The organism is Bordetella genomosp. 9 (assembly GCF_002261425.1).
GTDB lineage: Bacteria > Pseudomonadota > Gammaproteobacteria > Burkholderiales > Burkholderiaceae_B > Bordetella_C.
Genome location: NZ_NEVJ01000003.1, coordinates 98,611 through 113,521 on the forward strand (window position 1 = coordinate 98,611; position 14,911 = coordinate 113,521).

The 14,911-nt window shown below is 67.2% G+C and carries 14 protein-coding genes; 11 read left to right on the forward strand and 3 right to left on the reverse strand.

The features are described 5' to 3' along the window. Positions 1 to 21 precede the first annotated feature (21 nt). From CAL26_RS11655 to flhF, 8 genes are all read left to right on the forward strand, one after another. Positions 22 to 1,698 carry a methyl-accepting chemotaxis protein gene (locus tag CAL26_RS11655; protein WP_094849823.1) on the forward strand — a complete coding sequence of 559 codons (1,677 nt, stop codon included), beginning with the start codon at positions 22 to 24 and terminating at the stop codon, positions 1,696 to 1,698. A 15-nt stretch (positions 1,699 to 1,713) separates the two neighbouring features. Then, positions 1,714 to 2,568, forward strand: a complete 855-nt coding sequence (locus tag CAL26_RS11660) for a CheR family methyltransferase (RefSeq protein WP_094847100.1) — start codon at positions 1,714 to 1,716, stop codon at positions 2,566 to 2,568. Between the two features lie 24 nt (positions 2,569 to 2,592). Next, complete coding sequence (locus CAL26_RS11665) at positions 2,593 to 3,648, forward strand: protein-glutamate methylesterase/protein-glutamine glutaminase (protein WP_094847101.1); 1,056 nt, start codon at positions 2,593 to 2,595, stop codon at positions 3,646 to 3,648. A 51-nt stretch (positions 3,649 to 3,699) separates the two neighbouring features. Beyond that, a complete protein-coding gene (cheY, locus tag CAL26_RS11670) occupies positions 3,700 to 4,089 on the forward strand; it encodes a chemotaxis response regulator CheY (protein WP_086064618.1) in 390 nt (129 codons plus the stop codon). A gap of 8 nt (positions 4,090 to 4,097) precedes the next feature. Further along, on the forward strand, positions 4,098 to 4,724 hold the full coding sequence (cheZ, locus tag CAL26_RS11675; RefSeq protein ID WP_094847102.1) for a protein phosphatase CheZ: 627 nt from the start codon (positions 4,098 to 4,100) through the stop codon (positions 4,722 to 4,724). Positions 4,725 to 5,204: 480 nt separating this feature from the next. Continuing rightward, entirely contained in the window at positions 5,205 to 6,368 is a 1,164-nt protein-coding gene (flhB, locus tag CAL26_RS11680; RefSeq protein WP_094847103.1) for a flagellar biosynthesis protein FlhB, read from the forward strand. Positions 6,369 to 6,371: 3 nt separating this feature from the next. Continuing rightward, a complete protein-coding gene (flhA, locus tag CAL26_RS11685; RefSeq protein WP_094847104.1) occupies positions 6,372 to 8,486 on the forward strand; it encodes a flagellar biosynthesis protein FlhA in 2,115 nt (704 codons plus the stop codon). Then, positions 8,483 to 11,224 carry a flagellar biosynthesis protein FlhF gene (flhF, locus tag CAL26_RS11690; RefSeq protein ID WP_094847105.1) on the forward strand — a complete coding sequence of 914 codons (2,742 nt, stop codon included), beginning with the start codon at positions 8,483 to 8,485 and terminating at the stop codon, positions 11,222 to 11,224. Before flhA ends, flhF begins: the two co-directional genes overlap by 4 nt. Before the next feature lie 108 nt (positions 11,225 to 11,332). On the opposite strand, the gene CAL26_RS11695 is transcribed toward flhF, so the two are convergent. From CAL26_RS11695 to flgA, 3 genes are all read right to left on the reverse strand, one after another. Continuing rightward, positions 11,333 to 11,800: a flagella synthesis protein FlgN gene (locus CAL26_RS11695; protein ID WP_094847106.1), complete on the reverse strand. Its 468-nt coding sequence runs from the start codon at positions 11,798 to 11,800 to the stop codon at positions 11,333 to 11,335. Between the two features lie 5 nt (positions 11,801 to 11,805). After that, positions 11,806 to 12,099, reverse strand: a complete 294-nt coding sequence (gene flgM, locus CAL26_RS11700; RefSeq protein ID WP_094847107.1) for a flagellar biosynthesis anti-sigma factor FlgM — start codon at positions 12,097 to 12,099, stop codon at positions 11,806 to 11,808. Between the two features lie 205 nt (positions 12,100 to 12,304). Continuing rightward, the gene (flgA, locus tag CAL26_RS11705; RefSeq protein ID WP_256988368.1) at positions 12,305 to 13,024 is read right to left on the reverse strand and encodes a flagellar basal body P-ring formation chaperone FlgA; all 720 of its coding nucleotides are present in this window, start codon (positions 13,022 to 13,024) and stop codon (positions 12,305 to 12,307) included. A 245-nt stretch (positions 13,025 to 13,269) separates the two neighbouring features. Here flgA and flgB point away from each other — a divergent pair, with 245 nt between their 5' ends. The 3 genes from flgB to CAL26_RS11720 are packed head-to-tail and all read left to right on the forward strand — an operon-like array spanning position 13,270 to position 14,844. Further along, positions 13,270 to 13,677: a flagellar basal body rod protein FlgB gene (gene flgB / locus CAL26_RS11710; protein WP_094847108.1), complete on the forward strand. Its 408-nt coding sequence runs from the start codon at positions 13,270 to 13,272 to the stop codon at positions 13,675 to 13,677. 19 nt (positions 13,678 to 13,696) lie between these two features. Continuing rightward, the gene (flgC, locus tag CAL26_RS11715; RefSeq protein ID WP_094847109.1) at positions 13,697 to 14,113 is read left to right on the forward strand and encodes a flagellar basal body rod protein FlgC; all 417 of its coding nucleotides are present in this window, start codon (positions 13,697 to 13,699) and stop codon (positions 14,111 to 14,113) included. A 38-nt stretch (positions 14,114 to 14,151) separates the two neighbouring features. Continuing rightward, positions 14,152 to 14,844 (forward strand): flagellar hook capping FlgD N-terminal domain-containing protein, encoded by a 693-nt coding sequence (locus tag CAL26_RS11720; protein ID WP_094847110.1) that lies wholly within the window; start codon positions 14,152 to 14,154, stop codon positions 14,842 to 14,844. Positions 14,845 to 14,911 lie beyond the last annotated feature (67 nt).

The window sequence follows — 14,911 nt, forward strand, 5'->3', positions numbered from 1 at the left end:
CGGTTCGTTAGAGGGATGCAGATGCGCAATTTCTTTTCCAACATGACAATACGCGCGAGCCTGCTCTTGGTGTTGGTGTTCTTCTCGCTGATGCTGGTGCTGGGCGCGGCGCTGGGGGTGCTGTCGCTGAAGGTGGGCGACGCCACGATGCGCGACATGCGGCGCAGCCAGACCATAGGCATCGTCTTGCAGGACATGGTGGGGGACTACAAGACCGCCATGATCGGGCTGGGGCGCGCCGCCGCGCTGCACCTGAACGAGGTCATCAAGCAGATCGGCCAGCCCAGCATCCCACAGCCGGGCTTGAGCGCTTCCGCCAAGCCCGTTCTGGACTTCGCCCGCATTTCTTATGAAAAGGCGCAGGCGGACTTCAAGCGCTACCAGGCCTTACCCAAGCCGCCCGGCCTGGAAAGCGAGTTCAAGGCGATCGACGACGCGTTCTCCGCCCTGATGGCACAAGGCCTGAAGGTCATGTTCGACGACCTGAGCAAGGGCGACCTGCCGGCTTACCAGAACCACGCGCAGATGGTCGCCGACGTCATGGAAGACCGCCTGAACCTGGCGATCAGCCAATACATGACGTGGCGGATGAGCACCAACGAGCAATCCTTCGACGAGGCCGAGCAGCGCTACAACTTCGTGCTGATCGCCGTCGCGGCCGGCGGGGTCATCGCCCTGCTGCTGGTGCTGGCGACCTATATGTTCCTGCGCAAGCGGGTGGTCCGGCCCCTGGCCGACGCGGTCCAGCATTTCGACCGCATCGCCGCGGGCGACCTGACGCAGGGGGTGACCGTCGACTCCACCAATGAAATCGGCGCCCTGTACGGCGCGATGAAACGCATGCAGGAAAGCCTGACACGCACGGTATCGGCGGTACGCCGCGGCGTGGACGAGATCAACGTGGGCTCGCGTGAAATTTCCGCGGGCAACACCGACCTGTCCAGCCGCACCGAGCAGCAGGCGGCGTCGCTGGAAGAGACGGCGGCGTCGATGGAAGAGCTGGCCTCGACGGTCAAGCAGAATGCCGAGAACGCACGCCAGGCCAACCAGCTGGCGGCCAGCGCATCGGACGTCGCCGAGCGCGGCGGTTCGGCGGTGGCGGAAGTCGTGAGCACGATGCAGGAGATCTCGGGCAGCTCGCGCAAGATTTCGGAAATCGTCAGCGTGATCGACGGCATCGCGTTCCAGACCAACATCCTGGCGCTGAACGCGGCGGTGGAAGCGGCGCGGGCGGGCGAGCAGGGCAAGGGATTCGCGGTGGTGGCGGGCGAAGTGCGCTCGCTGGCGCAGCGCAGCGCGCAGGCGGCCAAGGAAATCAAGTCGCTGATCGAGGATTCGGTGACCAAGGTGGGCGCGGGTTCGCAACAGGTCGAACGCGCGGGCGCGACCATGCAGGAGATCGTGGCCTCGGTGAAGCGGGTGACCGACATCATGGGCGAGATCTCGGCGGCGTCGGAAGAACAATCCAGCGGCATCGACCAGGTCAATCGGGCGGTGTCGCAGATGGACGAAGTCACGCAGCAGAACGCGGCGCTGGTGGAAGAAGCGGCCGCCGCGGCCGGATCGCTGCAGGAACAGGCCCAGCGTTTGGCCGAGGCGGTGGCGGTGTTCAAGCTCAGCCAGGGCCAGGTGATCGATGTGGCGGCGCGCGCCATCGCGTCGCCAGCGGCGCCGCGGCTCGCGGCCGAACCGGCATAGGGCCCAGAGGACCACGTGGCGACAGCGACTGCAACTGCGGCATCCAGCCAGGTCGAGCGGCAATTCGAGTTCCGCGAGGCGGATTTTTCTCGCGTGCGCCGCATGATCCATGAGCGTGCCGGCATCTCGCTGGGGACGCACAAGCGCGAAATGGTGTACAGCCGGCTGGCGCGGCGGCTGCGCAGCCTGGGCGGGGCGGATTTCGCCAGTTACCTGGACCGGCTGGAATCGGCGCCCGCCGATCCGGAGTGGGAAGAGTTCGTCAACGCGCTCACCACCAACCTGACCGCCTTCTTTCGCGAATCGCATCATTTCCCCATCCTGGCGAAGTTCGCGCAGGAGCGGCCGCAGCCCGTGTCGATCTGGTGCTGCGCGGCGTCGACGGGCGAAGAGCCTTATTCCATCGCCATTACCCTGATGGAAGCGCTGGGCGCGCGCGCCTCGTCGGCCAGCGTGCTGGCGACCGACATCGACACGAACGTGCTGCAGCGCGCCCGCGGCGCCGTTTATCCCTTCGAGCGCGTGGCCAAGATCGAGGAAGCGCGTCTCAAGCGCTTCTTCCTGAAAGGCAGGGGACCGGCGGCAGGGCAGGTGCGCGTGCGGCCGGAAGTGGCCGGCATGGTGCGTTTCGATACCTTGAACCTGCTGGCGCCGGACTGGCCCATCCAGGAAAAGTTCGACGCCATCTTCTGCCGTAACGTGATGATCTATTTCGACAAGCCGACGCAGGCGCGCATATTGGAGCGCTTCGCACCGCTGTTGAAGCCTGGCGGCCTGTTGTTCGCGGGCCATTCCGAAAACTTCAGCTATATCAGCCGGGATTTCCGCTTGCGCGGACAGACGGTATACGAATGTTTGGGCAGGCCGTAAGGACTGTCCATCGGCGAAAACGACATGCAGAAAAAAATAAGCGTTTTGTGCGTCGACGATTCAGCGCTGGTGCGCGGCCTGATGACGGAGATCATCAATAGCCAGCCGGACATGGAGGTCGTGGCGACGGCGCCCGATCCGCTGGTGGCCCGCGACCTCATCAAGAAGCACAACCCCGACGTGCTGACGCTGGACGTCGAAATGCCGCGCATGGACGGGCTGGATTTCCTGGAAAAGCTGATGCGCCTGCGGCCGATGCCGGTGCTGATGGTGTCCTCGCTGACGGAGCGCGGCTCGGAAATCACGCTGCGGGCGCTGGAGCTGGGCGCGGTGGACTTCGTCACCAAGCCCAAGCTGGGGATACGCGACGGCCTGCTCGAATACACCGAGGTCATCGCCGAGAAGCTGCGCGCGGCGGCTCGTGCCCGCCCCAAGGCCTTGCAGGCGGCGCCCGAGGCCCCCAAGCAGGTGCTGCGCTCGCCGCTGTCCAGCTCCGAAAAGCTGGTGATCATCGGCGCCTCCACCGGCGGCACCGAAGCCATCCGCCACGTCCTGCAGCCCTTGCCGCCGGACAGCCCGGCCATCCTGATCACGCAGCACATGCCGGCGGGTTTCACGCGCTCGTTCGCGCAGCGCCTGGACTCCCTGTGCAGCCTGACGGTGCGCGAAGCCACGCATGGCGAACGGGTGCTGCCCGGGCACGTGTACCTGGCGCCGGGCGGCGACTGCCATATGCGTCTGGGCCGCAGCGGCGCGAACTACATCGTCGAGCTGGATCCTTCCGAGCCGGTCAACCGCCATCGGCCTTCGGTGGACGTGTTGTTCCATTCGGTGGCGGTATCGGCTGGCCGCAACGCCGTGGGCGTCATCCTGACCGGCATGGGCAAGGACGGCGCGGCGGGCATGCTGGAAATGAAGCGCGCGGGGGCACGCACCCTGGCGCAGGACGAAGCGAGCTGCGTGGTGTTCGGGATGCCGCGCGAGGCGATCGCGCTGGGCGCCGCCGACGAAATCGTGCCGCTGGGCGCAATGAGCGAACGCATCCTGGCCAACGCCGGGGACCGTGGACACCGCGTATGATGCCGGGCGGTCAACGTCCCGGCGTGGAATGAATTTTTTGGAGTCGATGAAATGGTTGACAAGAATTTGAAGATTTTGGTGGTTGACGATTTCCCGACCATGCGTCGCATCGTCCGCAACCTGCTCAAGGAATTGGGATTCGAGAACGTCGACGAAGCCGAGGACGGCCAGATGGCCCTGGACAAGCTGCGTACCGGCGGCTTCCAGTTCGTGGTGTCGGACTGGAACATGCCAAATTTGGATGGACTGTCCATGCTGCAGCAGATTCGCGCGGACGCCAATCTGTCCAAGCTGCCCGTGCTGATGGTGACGGCCGAAGCCAAGAAGGAAAACATCGTCGCGGCCGCGCAGGCCGGCGCGAACGGCTACGTGGTCAAGCCCTTCACCGCTGCCACGCTGGAAGAGAAGCTGACCAAGATTTTCGAGAAACTCGGCGGCTGAGGGATGCCATGGAGACCACGCAACCGAACAGCGATCCCGGCGAACTGATCCATCGCATCGCCTCCCTGACGCGCATGCTGCGCGACAGCATGAAGGAGCTGGGGCTGGACCAGGCGATCAAGGATGCGGCCGAAGCCATCCCGGACGCCCGAGACCGCCTGCGCTATGTGGCGCAGATGACGGAACAGGCGGCGCACCGGGTGCTGAACGCCATCGACCAGACCCAGCCCATCCAGGACGGCATGGCCAAGAGCGCCCAGGCGCTGGACGCGCGCTGGAACGAGTGGTTCGACAAGCCCGTGGAGCTGGCGGATGCCCGCGAACTGGTCAAGGACACCCGCGCTTTCCTGCAGGATGTGCCCAAGCAGACGCAGGCGACGTCGTCCAAGCTGCTGGAAATCATGATGGCGCAGGATTTCCAGGATCTGACCGGCCAGGTCATCATGAAGATGATGGACGTGGTGGGGGCGATCGAGAAGGAACTGCTGCAGGTGCTGATCGACAGCGTCCCGACCGAACGCCGCGACGAGGCGAACTCGCTGCTGAACGGCCCGCAGGTGAATCCCACCGGCAAGGCCGACGTGGTCACCAGCCAGGACCAGGTCGACGACCTGCTCGCCAGCCTGGGCTTTTAGGCCCACCCCCGAAGCGCTGCGCGCTTCCCCTCAAGGGGGCGACGCCAATGGACCGGGAGGGAAGACCCACCCCCGAAGCGCTGCGCGCTTCCCCCTCAAGGGGGCGACGCCAACGGACCGGGAGGGAAGACCCACCCCCGAAGCGCTGCGCGCTTCCCCCTCAAGGGGGCGCGCCTGCGGACCGGCGGAGCCGGATCCGCGGCGCCCGGGTCGAGTGGCACCGTTGTGCGGGGACGAGTGTCTCTGGGGCGTAACGGGGGGAGCCATCCACCGAAAGTCGTACCTTCCTGCGGGTGCGCCCGTCGGGTGTTAGGGCTGGATGGTATCCCTATGGTCAAAAAGCGCCGCTTTCCCCGGCTTGATCGCGGATTCGCTTTTCGCCGCTTTTCCTAAAATTTCGTTGCCACGGCCTGTTTATCCGAAAGGAGGCTCTCGAGAGAGCGCCAGCAGGCCTGGCCGACGTCCGGAACAGCGCGCAGTATGGCCGAAGATAGCGATCTCGAAAAAACCGAAGCCGCCTCACCCCGGCGCCTGGAAAAGGCGCGCGAGGACGGGCAGGTACCCCGCTCGCGGGAGCTCAGCACTTTTCTGGTGCTGGCCACCGGCGTGGCGATCCTGTGGGGCGGCGGCGCTTACATCTACGGTGCGCTGAACGGCATCATGCGCCACGCGCTGGGTTTCGATCCCAACCTTGGCCGCGACACCAACGTCATGATCGCCAGCGCGGTCTCCAACGGCTGGCAAGCCTTGCTGCTGCTGATGCCCATCCTGGTCCTGCTGGCCATCGCCGGCATCGCCGCCGGCGTGGCGCTGGGCGGCCTGGTCTGGTCCGGCAAGCCACTGGAATTCAATTTCGGCAAGCTCAATCCCCTGTCCGGCCTGGGCCGCATGTTTTCCTGGCAGACGGCTGTGGAGCTGATCAAGGCCGTTTTCAAGGCGCTGCTGGTGGGCGGCGTGGGCGCCGCCGCGATCTGGAACTACCACGACGACCTGATCGGCCTGATGCACGCCGCGCCGGCGGCGGCCCTGGCCCGCATGCTGAACATCGTCGGCATGTGCTGCGCCCTGGTGGTGGGGGCGCTGTTGCTGATCGCCCTGATGGACGTGCCCTGGCAGATCTTCAGCCATGCCAAGAAACTGCGCATGAGCAAGGAAGACCTGAAACAGGAATTCAAGGAAAGCGAAGGCGACCCCATGATCAAGGCGCGCATGCGGCAGCTGCAGCGCCAGGCGGCGCGCCGCCGCATGATGGCCGAAGTGCCCAAGGCCGACGTGGTCGTCACCAACCCGACGCACTACGCCGTCGCCCTGCGCTACAGCGACGGCGACATGGCCGCGCCGCGCGTGGTGGCCAAGGGCATGGGCGAGATCGCCGCCCGCATCCGCGAATTGGCGCAGGAGAACCGCGTGCCGATGCTGGAGGCGCCGCCGCTGGCGCGCGCCCTGTATCGCCACGTCGAACTGGGCCAGGAAATTCCCGCCACCCTGTACACCGCCGTCGCCGAGGTGCTCGCCTGGGTATTCCAGCTGCGCTCCTGGCGTCCGGGCTGGGCGGCGCCGGTGGCGCCGACGAATCTGCCGGTGCCTGACGGGATGGACCCGCAGGCCGGGCTGGCGGCCGCGCCGGCCGCTGAAGGAGTTTAAGGAATGGCCGCGTTGATCGCGATGTTCAAGAACAACGGTGGCGCGCAGGCACGACTGCTTGCCGGCCCGCTGCTGATCGTGATGGTCCTGGGGATGATGATCCTGCCGTTGCCGGCATTCATCCTCGACCTGCTGTTCACCTTCAACATCTCGCTGTCGATCATGATCCTGCTGGTCGCCATGTTCACGCGCAAGCCGCTGGACTTCGCGGCCTTCCCGTCGGTGCTGCTGTTCGCCACGCTGTTGCGGCTGTCGCTGAACGTGGCGTCGACGCGTGTCGTGCTGCTGAACGGCCATACCGGGCCCGACGCCGCCGGCAAGGTGATCGAGGCGTTCGGCCACTTCCTGGTGGGCGGCAATTTCGCCATCGGCATCATCCTGTTCGCGATCCTGACGATCATCAACTTCATCGTCATCACCAAGGGCGCCGGCCGGATCGCCGAAGTCGGCGCGCGGTTCACCCTGGACGCAATGCCCGGCAAGCAGATGGCCATCGACGCGGACTTGAACGCCGGCCTGATCCGCGAGGATGAAGCACGCAAGCGGCGCAGCGAAGTCGCGCAGGAAGCCGACTTCTACGGGTCCATGGACGGCGCCAGCAAGTTCGTGCGCGGGGACGCGGTCGCCGGCCTGCTGATCATGGCGATCAACATCATCGGCGGCCTGATCGTGGGCGTGGCGCAACACGGCCTGTCCATCGGCGACTCGGCACGGGTTTACACGCTGTTGACCATCGGCGACGGCCTGGTGGCGCAGATCCCGGCGCTCATCATTTCCACGGCCGCCGGCGCGGTCGTTTCGCGAGTGTCGAGCGAGCAGGACATCGGCCAGCAGATCATCGGCCAGCTGTTTTCCAATCCCGCCGTGCTGTTCCTGACGGCGGGCATCATCGGCGTCATGGGCCTGATCCCCAACATGCCGCATGTGGCCTTCCTGGCGCTGGCCGCGGTGTTCGCCACGGGCGGCTACCTGCTGCAGAAGAAGCAGGCGCGCGAAGCGGCCGAGAAAACGCGCGCGCCTTCACCGGCGCAGGAGCAGGCCAAGATCGCCGCCGCGGAGGCCAGTTGGGAAGACGTGTCCATGGTCGACCAGCTGGGCCTGGAAGTAGGCTACCGCCTGATTCCCCTGGTCGATCACTCGCAGAATGGCGAGCTGCTGCACCGCGTGCGCAGCCTGCGCAAGAAATTCGCGCAGGACGTGGGCTTCCTGCCGCCGGTCGTCCACATCCGCGACAACCTGGAACTCAAGCCCAACGATTACGTCATCCTGCTGTCCGGTGTCGAGGTCGGCCGCGGCGTGGCCATGCCTGGCCAGTGGCTGGCCATCGATCCGGGCGGCGTGACGATCAAGCTGAAGGGCACGCCGACCACCGATCCAGCCTTCGGACTGCCGGCGGTGTGGATCGATGCCTCGCTGCGCGACCAGGCCCAGGTGGCGGGCTACACGGTGGTGGATGCCAGCACCGTGGTCGCCACGCACCTGAACCACCTGATGCACCGCCACGGTTCCCAGCTGCTGGGCCGCCAGGAAGTGCAGCAGCTGCTGGACCGCATCGCCCGCGAAGCGCCGAAGCTGGTCGAGGACCTGGTGCCGAAGACGATTTCGCTGACCGTGCTGCAGAAGGTGCTGCAGGGCCTGTTGAGCGAAGAAGTGCCGATCCGCGATATGCGCTCCATCGTCGACACCATGTCCGAACATGCGCCGCGCCTGTCGGCCCTGAACGCCACCACGGGCGGACAGCCCGAGGTGGGCGAGCTGATCGCGCTGGTGCGGCGTGCGCTGGGCCGCGCCATTACGCAGCAATGGTTCCCGGGCGACGGCGAGGTTCGTGTCATCGGGCTGGACGTCCGCCTGGAGCGCGTGCTGTCGCAGGCCATCGGCACCAGCGGCGTGCTGGAGCCGGGCCTGGCCGATACGCTGCTGCGCGAGGCGCGCGCCGCGGTGGGCCGCCAGGAAGCCCTGGGCAATGCCCCGGTCCTGGTGGTGTCGCCGGTCCTGCGTCCGGCGCTGTCCCGTTTCCTGCGCCACCACGTACCGCAATTGGGCGTGCTGGCCAATACCGAAATTCCAGATGAACGCATCGTGCGCGTCACGGCGCTGATCGGGGGTAACACGTGAAGATCACCCGCTTCTTTGGGGCGACGCACCGCGAGGTGATGCGCGAGGTCCGCATGGCCCTGGGGCCGGATGCGCTGATCATTTCCAGCCGCAGCATGGATGGCGGCGTGGAAGTGATGGCCACGGATCCGTCGGCGATCGACGACGAGGGCCGGATCGTTTTCCAGGAGCCGGACGCCGTCGTCGCCGAGTCCCCCGCGCCCCGTACGGCGCCGCCGCCGTCCCGGGCCGACGAAGCGCCGGCGTATGCGCCGCGCTTCGCCGGCAATGGATACGCCGAGCGTGGCTGGACGGACCGCACGGCCGCCGAAGACCCTGTCGCGGAACCGGCGGAACCGCTGGAACCTGCCTATGCCCGGGCCTATGCCGCCGAGGCGCCCGCCGTGACGTCCCGGCTGCCGGAAGCGTGGTCCGAGCCCCCCATGGCCAGGTCGCGCATGCCCATGCCGGGCGACGCGCCCGCCGCGACGCCACGCATGCCCATGCCGTCCAGCGCGCCCGCCGCCACACCGCGCGCGCCCGTCGCGCCGCCGCCGGCCGGCCCGGCGGACCACACTTTCGCGCTGGTCGACGAGGACAGCTCGCAATACCAGCCGCTGGGTTCGGGCACGCCCGACGTGACGCAGATGACCGACGCGCTCAACGCGCTGCGCGGCGCATTGGAAACCCGCATCGACGGCCTGATGTGGGGCAAGGGCCTGAGCCGCGAACCGGTGCCGACCACGCTGTTCCGCACCTTGATGGAAGCCGGTTTCAGCGCCGGGCTGGTCCGCGCCATGCTGTCGCGCCTGCCGCCGCGGATGACCTTCGCGGCCGCCATGAACTGGGCGCGCAATGAACTGATCAAGCACCTGCCCGTCATCGGCGACGAAGACGAACTGCTGGGCAGCGGCGGCGTGTTCGCGCTGGTCGGCCCGACCGGGGTCGGCAAGACCACCACCCTGGCCAAGCTGGCCGCCCGCTGCGTGGAACGCGTGGGCCGCGACCAGGTGGCGATGCTGACCACCGACAATTTCCGTATCGGCGCGCACGAACAATTGCAGATCTACGGCCGCCTGATGGGCGTGCCCACGCGCTCCGTGCGCGACGTCGGCCAATTGCGCGAAACGCTGGCGGAGCTGGGCGCGCGCAGGATCATCCTGATCGACACGACCGGGATCAGCCAGCGCGACCGGCACGTCGCCGAACAGGCCGCCATGCTGTGCGGCGCCGGCCGGCCGGTGCAGCGCCTGGTCGTGCTGAACGCCGCCAGCCAGGGCGACACCCTGGACGAAGTGGCGCATGCCTACCGCAACGGCGCCGACGAAGACGTGCGCGGCTGCATCATCACCAAGATCGACGAAGCCTCGCGCTATGCCGCGGCGCTCGACACCGCCATCCGCCACCGCCTGCCCATCCACTACGTCTCGCGCGGCCAGCGCGTGCCGGAACACATGGAAGTGCCGACGGCCGCCGAGCTGGTGGACGGCGCCTTCGCCTGCCTGCGCCGGCCCGCGCTGTATGCGCCCAGCGAAGCCGACCTGGCGGCGCTGTGGTCGGCGTCGCGCGAGGAAGCCGGCGGTCTGCTCGGCATGGACCCCGTGCGCCGGCGGCAATTGCTGGCGTCGGCGATGCTGCGTCCGCAGGGCGCCAGCGCCGAAACCGAGCAGAATATGGATGCGGCGCTGGCCTGGATCAATACCGATCCGGCCTGCGTGCAGGCGCGCGAGCTGTGGCGCGGCCTGAGCGGCGGTCAGCCGCTGCCCACGCCGTCGTTGTCGCGCATGCCGCTGGACATGGTGCGCGCCGAGTTTTCCGCGACCTGCTCCAGGCACCTGCTGGTGCTGCATGGACAGATCGCCATGAGCGGCCCTGGTATGCCCGGCGGCACGCTGGCGTCGTCGCTGCTGATGAGCGACCGCGGCGCCGCGCTGGCCGCGCCGGTGCAACAGCTGATGCTGGAACACGGCACCGTCTCGAGCATCGACAGCGGCGCCGCGCCGGCCGCCAACGTGGCCGACGCGCTGGTCGCGCGGGCGGAGTGGCTGCAGGCCGCGCTCAAGCCGCTGCCCGTCGTGCACCTGATCGCCGCCGGTACCGCGGCCCTGTGGCAATCCCTGTCCGCGCAGGGCATGGACTGGATGTCCCGTTGCACCGGCGCATTCCGCGTGGTCCAGGACGAAACGCCGACCACCTTGCAGGCCATCGGCAAGACGCTGGGCTACGTCCCGGTGGGGGAGGCCGGCGACATGGTCGGCCTGACGCACATGGCGGGCGACAAGCTCGTCCCGCTGCGCCTGTGGGCGGCCGGCACCGAGGTCACGCAGGCCGCGCGCGGCGCGGACACGGCGCCGCTGCGCGCCGTCTGCGCCAAGCTGATCGACCCTTCCGGCCGCGTGGTGCAGCAGGTCTATGGCCTGACCAACGTGGGCGTGGCCCATGCCGACGCGGCCACCATCGCGCGCTGGCTGGTCCTGCACGACCACGCCAAGGGGGCTTTCCGCTACATGGCGCATTCCTGGCAGCCCTTGACCGGCGCCAGCATGGGCGACGACTCCACGCTGCGCCAGGTGCTGATGGCCGGGCAGATGGGCGCCGCCTGCTGGCAACTGGCGCACGCGCCTTCGGCGTCCGTCATGCGCAAGCTGCTGCAGGACCTGATGGGACCGGAGCGCAAGCTCCCCGCGCGCCTGGTGCCTCCGGCCTTGCTGCGTTTCCTGGCCATGGTGGAAATGGCGGGCGAGGGCGGCCCGGGCTGACGCAGCCTGGCCTGGCGCTCAGGCGTCGGGGGCCGCGTGCCCCGGGCGGCCGCCGAGGCAAAAAAAGGCCGGCATATGCCGGCCTTTTTCTTTCATCGAACGCTCCGATCAGGTCGCGATGATGGTCTTGCCCGTATTGCCCTGGCGCGCACGGCCGTTGGGTTCGTAGAGGCTGGACCGTTTGGTCAGGGATTGCAGCGCGTCCAGGGCTTCCTCGGTATAGCGCAGGTGCATATCGATCAGCGCGCCGTTGCGGTCGTTGATGCCGGCGGCGGCGGCGCAGCGGTCGAGCAACTGACGCCAGGTCTCGGCGATTTCCGGATGCCGCGCGGCGGCTTCCGTGGTGCCATCGTGCCCCGGACCGAAACCGAGTTCGGCGAGCAGGGCGTCGCGCCGTTCGCTCAGTTCATGCAGGCGCGCGGCGATCCCGTTCTTCGAAACGGTGATCTGGTTCAACGCATTGAAGGATTGGCGCTCCGTCAGGGCGACCGTTTCGGAACCGAGCAGTTCGGTGAATTCCGCGACCACCGCATCTTCTTCCAGCAGGCAAGCGAGCAGCTTTTCCGTGGCACTCATAAAGGTCACTTCAATAGTTCCTGGGCGCTGGCGATCAGGCCATCGGCGATTTTGGTGGGATCGATCTTGAGCTGGCCGGCCGCGATGGCGTCGCGGATGGCCTGGACCTTGGCGGTATCGATGTCGCCGGCGCCGTTCTGCAGGTCGATCAGCTTGCGGGACATCGGGCTCAGGTCCACCTGTGCGCTGCTCGACCCGCCGCCGGCGACGCCGCCGTAGGCCTGGGCGACGGCGGTACGCGCACCCGTGGTCTCGGTGGGAGTGGTCGAAGGCCGGGTAGTCGAGGAATTGATCTTCACGTCAAAATCCCGCCGGAACGGGCTCCTGGCTGTGCGGGCGGAAGCGCCTGCGTATGTCCCTGTAACGGCATCGGCGCCCCAAACTTTAGGGCGGGCCCACGGGACGGGCTCCTCAGTGTACCGGCCTGGGCCCCGGCCGCCAAATTGGCCGATCGGCGGCTAACTGGTCCGCATCTGTTCAGAATAATGTCAGGAATCGCCATGTTTACAGTGGCACTTCCACGATGCCGGTGGGCTGCAGGATCCCGCTCACGACCTGGCCGGAGGACGTCTTGACTTCCACCGTCGACCCCGGCGTGGCGTTCTGCATCACCTGGCCTTCGCTGCTGACCACGAAACCCGCGCCGCGCGCCGTGATGCGCACCGTCTGGCCGCGCTGCACCGAACCGGCGCTGCGCAGGTTGTTGGCTCGGACGGGTTGCCCCATGCCGACGCGGTAGCTTACCGTCATGCCGATCACGCTCTGCGGATCGGTGATGGCGCCGGGGGGCAGGTTGATCAGGTCGCCGTCGCGCGGCGCCAGGTCTTCCATGCGCAGGGTCTCGCCGGCATTGATGGGGCGCGCGGCCACGTAGTACTGGCCAGGCAGGCTGACGGTGGCCTGCACATATACGTTCCACGGCTTGGGCGCGGCGCAGCGCACGGCCACGCTCATGCGGGCGCGCGGCCGCATCGGCCCGGCTATCGAGGCGGTCAGGGCGTCGCAGGCGGGCAGCCGTTCGGTATGCACCTCGTCCATCTGGATGTTGGGCTGCGCCGGCAGCGATGCCAGCTGCTGCAACAGGTAATTCTGCGCGACCTGCTGGACCGCCACGGGATCCTGCGGCCGATCGACCGCCTGGGCCTGGGCGCGCGCGGGGCCGGGCAGGGCACCCAGCGCGGAGAGCGCCAGGGCAAGGATCGGAATACGTCGGATCATGGGCATGGACGGAATTGTAGAAGTCCGCGCGCATAAGCAATACCCGAATTGGCGGACGAATAGTCGGTTATTTGGATGATTGTGCGTTGTCCGCCGCACCTATGATTCCTTCCGTGCCGAAAGGTCCGTCCCGCAGCGCCGTTCCGCCAGGAGCGCGCGCCCTTCGCCTTGGGGTTGGCCAATACGCACCGGCCCGGCAACCGCCCGGCTGGATGGCCGCATGGCCCCGTACGACCAGGGACGCGACCCGGATGATAGACCGCCTCAGCCAGGATCTTGGCTTCTTCCAGCAATCGCTGGGTTTGCGCGCGCAGCGCCAGGAAGTCCTGTCGGCCAACATCGCCAATGCCGATACGCCCAACTTCAAGGCGCGCGACTTCGATTTCCGCTCGGCGCTGGAAGGCGCGATGGGCGCGAACCTGAACCTGCCGGCGGTCAGCCTGTCGCTGACCTCGCCGCGCCACATTCCGGCGCAGGGCCCGGCCCAGCCGACGGTGGACCTGCTGTACCGCAATCCGTACCAGGCCAGCCTCGACGGCAATACCGTGGACATGGACGGCGAGCGGGTGCGCTTCGCCGACAACACGCTGCATTACCAGAGCACCTCCACCGTCCTGACCTCAAAGATCAAGGACATGCTGCTGGCCATCTCCGAATAACGCGGATACGGGATAGACCATGAGTTTGTTGAGCATTTTCGACATCGCGGGTTCGGCGCTGACGGCGCAGTCGCAGCGCATGAACGTGGCGGCCAGCAACCTGGCCAACGCCGATAGCGCCGTCGGTCCCGACGGCCAGCCGTACCGGGCCCGCCAGGTGGTGTTCCAGGTGAATCCGTCGCAAGGCCAGATGACCGGCGCCGAAATCGGCGGCGTGCGCGTGGCCGGCATCGTGCAGAGCGATGCGCCGATGAAGCGCCTGTTCGATCCGTCCAACCCGCTGGCCGACAACCAGGGCTACGTCACCATGCCCAACGTCGACCCGGTGGCCGAAACGGTGAACATGATTTCGGCGTCGCGCTCCTACCAGGCCAACGTCGAAGTCCTGAACACGGCCAAGGCCTTGATGCAGAAAACCTTGCAGATCGGCCAGTAGCGCGACGCGCGCGGCGATCCCGGACACCGGAGTCTTGCATGACCACTACCAGTAACGTCAACAACAACACCGCCAACGCCGCCAACACGGCGACGTCGGGCGGCGCGTCCAGCGCGCAGTCCCTGCAGGACCAGTTCCTGACGCTGTTGGTTGCCCAGTTGAACAACCAGGATCCGCTCAATCCGATGGACAACTACCAGTTGACCTCGCAATTGGCGCAGATCTCCACCGTGCAGGGCGTGCAGGACCTGAAGAGCGTCCTGCAGACCATCAGCAGCCAGGTCGACCTGGGCCAGTCGATGGACGCCGTGTCCATGATAGGCAAGCAGGTGCTTTTCCCGGGCGATGCGCTGAAGGTCGATACCGACGCCACTGGCGCGCGCGTCATGACGCCGATCGGCATCGACGTGCAGAACGACGCGCATGACGTTTCGATCAAGATCCTGGACAGCACGGGCCGCGTGGTCCGCTCCATGGACCTGGGCGCGCAGGACGCCGGCGTCATCATGCCGTCGTGGGATGGCAAGGACGACTCGGGCAACGCGGTGCCGGACGGCAAGTACACGTTCACCGTCAAGGCGACCGATCCGAACGGCAACGCGGTCACGGCCGAGGCGCTCACCTATGGCCAGGTGGGCGGGGTTTCGTACGGCACGCAGGGCGTGCGGCTGGACGTGGGCCTGGCCGGCCAGGTCAGCCTGCTGGATGTGCGCAAGGTTTTGGGTACCTGATAGACAGCGGCGGCCTGGCCGCCCTTTGCCGGTCTTCCGGCTTCCATCAATCTTCTGAATAAGCGAG